The sequence below is a fragment of the Salipiger sp. ABF4_146 genome, assembly GCF_056161345.1.
In genome coordinates, this window is record NZ_JBSWYX010000058.1 from 1 (window position 1) to 2,934 (window position 2,934).

1 rRNA gene is annotated in these 2,934 nt (G+C 54.2%); it reads left to right on the top strand.

What is annotated here, in order from left to right:
* The first annotated feature begins 56 nt into the window (after nt 1–56).
* A 23S ribosomal RNA gene (locus tag ACXAJT_RS27455) occupies nt 57–2,890 on the top strand.
* Nucleotides 2,891–2,934 lie beyond the last annotated feature (44 nt).

Here is a 2,934-nt window from a genome sequence, read left to right on the forward strand (position 1 = left end):
GCTCAAGTAGCCGAAAGGCGGTAGCGCAAATATCCAGCCTTGCTCTTTCTGGATCGGATCAAGCGCGAGAAGGGCGTTTGGTGGATGCCTTGGCAGTAAGAGGCGATGAAGGACGTGATACTCTGCGATAAGTCCTGGGGAGCTGAGAATAAGCTTTGATCCAGGAATTTCCGAATGGGGCAACCCACCTGAAAGTTCGTTATAATTGCTCTTCGGAGCAGCCTATAACGGGCTTAAACAGGTACTTTTAACCTGAACACATAGGGTTTTAAGAGCAAACCCGGGGAACTGAAACATCTAAGTACCCGGAGGAAAGGACATCAATAGAGACTCCCCTAGTAGCGGCGAGCGAACGGGGACCAGCCGAGTCCTGAGAGTGAACAGAATGGTCTGGAAAGGCCAACCACAGCGGGTGACAGTCCCGTATGTGAAGCTCGATGGAACGTATTAAGTAGGGCGGGACACGTGAAATCCTGTCTGAAGATCGGGGGACCACCCCCGAAGGCTAAGTACTCCTTACTGACCGATAGCGAACCAGTACCGTGAGGGAAAGGTGAAAAGCACCCCGACGAGGGGAGTGAAACAGTACCTGAAACCGAACGCCTACAATCAGTCGGAGGCTCCTCGAGAGCTGACGGCGTACCTTTTGTATAATGGGTCATCGACTTGGTCTATCTAGCAAGCTTAAGCCGTTAGGTGTAGGCGCAGCGAAAGCGAGTCTTAATAGGGCGATGAGTTAGATGGATCAGACCCGAAACCGAGTGATCTAGGCATGACCAGGATGAAGGTTAGGTAACACTAACTGGAGGTCCGAACCCACACCTGTTGAAAAAGGTCGGGATGAGTTGTGCCTAGGGGTGAAAGGCCAATCAAACTCGGAGATAGCTGGTTCTCCGCGAAATCTATTTAGGTAGAGCGTCATCCGAATACCCCTGGGGGTAGAGCACTGGATGGGTAATGGGGCCCCACAGGCTTACTGATCCTAACCAAACTCCGAATACCAGGGAGTACTAGATGGCAGACACACCGCGGGTGCTAACGCCCGTGGTGGAGAGGGAAACAACCCTGACCTCCGGCTAAGGCCCCCAATTCATGGCTAAGTGGGAAAGCAGGTGGGACGACCAAAACAACCAGGAGGTTGGCTTAGAAGCAGCCATCCTTTAAAGATAGCGTAACAGCTCACTGGTCTAATCAAGTTGTCCTGCGGCGAAGATGTAACGGGGCTCAAGCCATGAGCCGAAGCCGAGGATGCGCATAGCGCATGGTAGCGGAGCGTAGTGTGACATAGGATTACTCCTCTTCTGCATCCCTCGGGATGCAATGGAGGAGCAAATCCTTTCTGTGAAGCCGGGCTGTAAGGCATCCGGTGGAGAGATCACTAGCGAGAATGATGACATGAGTAGCGACAAAGAGTGTGAGAGACACTCTCGCCGAAAGTCCAAGGGTTCCTGCTTAAAGCTAATCTGAGCAGGGTAAGCCGGCCCCTAAGGCGAGGCCGAAAGGCGTAGTCGATGGGAACCAGGTCAATATTCCTGGGCCATGTGGTGGTGACGGATCGCAGAGGTCGTTCTTCCTTATCGGATTGGAAGGGCGGCTGAGCGGTCCCAGGAAATAGCCCCACTTTGAGACCGTACCCTAAACCGACACAGGTGGACTGGTAGAGAATACCAAGGCGCTTGAGAGAACGATGTTGAAGGAACTCGGCAAAATACCTCCGTAAGTTCGCGAGAAGGAGGCCCAGTTTCAACGCAAGTTTTGGCTGGGGGCACAAACCAGGGGGTGGCGACTGTTTACTAAAAACACAGGGCTCTGCGAAGTCGCAAGACGACGTATAGGGTCTGACGCCTGCCCGGTGCCTGAAGGTTAAAAGGAGGGGTGAAAGCTCTGAATTGAAGCCCAGGTAAACGGCGGCCGTAACTATAACGGTCCTAAGGTAGCGAAATTCCTTGTCGGGTAAGTTCCGACCTGCACGAATGGCGTAACGACTTCCCCGCTGTCTCCAACATCGACTCAGCGAAATTGAATTGCCTGTCAAGATGCAGGCTTCCCGCGGTTAGACGGAAAGACCCCGTGCACCTTTACTACAGCTTCACACTGGCATCAGGCCATGCATGTGCAGGATAGGTGGTAGGCTTCGAAGCAGACACGCCAGTGTCCGTGGAGCCTCCCTTGAGATACCACCCTTGCATTGCTTGATGTCTAACCGCGATCCCTTATCGGGTTCCGGGACCCTGTGTGGCGGGTAGTTTGACTGGGGCGGTCGCCTCCTAAAGCGTAACGGAGGCGCGCGAAGGTTGGCTCAGAGCGGTCGGAAATCGCTCGTTGAGTGCAATGGCAGAAGCCAGCCTGACTGCAAGACTGACAAGTCGAGCAGAGTCGAAAGACGGCCATAGTGATCCGGTGGTCCCAAGTGGGAGGGCCATCGCTCAACGGATAAAAGGTACGCCGGGGATAACAGGCTGATACTGCCCAAGAGTCCATATCGACGGCAGTGTTTGGCACCTCGATGTCGGCTCATCTCATCCTGGGGCTGGAGCAGGTCCCAAGGGTATGGCTGTTCGCCATTTAAAGAGGTACGTGAGCTGGGTTTAGAACGTCGTGAGACAGTTCGGTCCCTATCTGCCGTGGGTGTAGGATACTTGAGAGGAGTTGCCCCTAGTACGAGAGGACCGGGGTGAACGATCCACTGGTGGACCAGTTGTCGTGCCAACGGCAGTGCTGGGTAGCTATGATCGGACAGGATAACCGCTGAAGGCATCTAAGCGGGAAGCCCCCCTCAAAACAAGGTATCCCTGAGGGCCGTGGAAGACCACCACGTCGATAGGCCGGAGGTGTAAGCGCAGCAATGCGTTCAGCTGACCGGTACTAATGGCCCGATAGGCTTGATCCGATCCAGGAACAGCAAGGCTGTTCCAATCAGAACAAAGCATACAA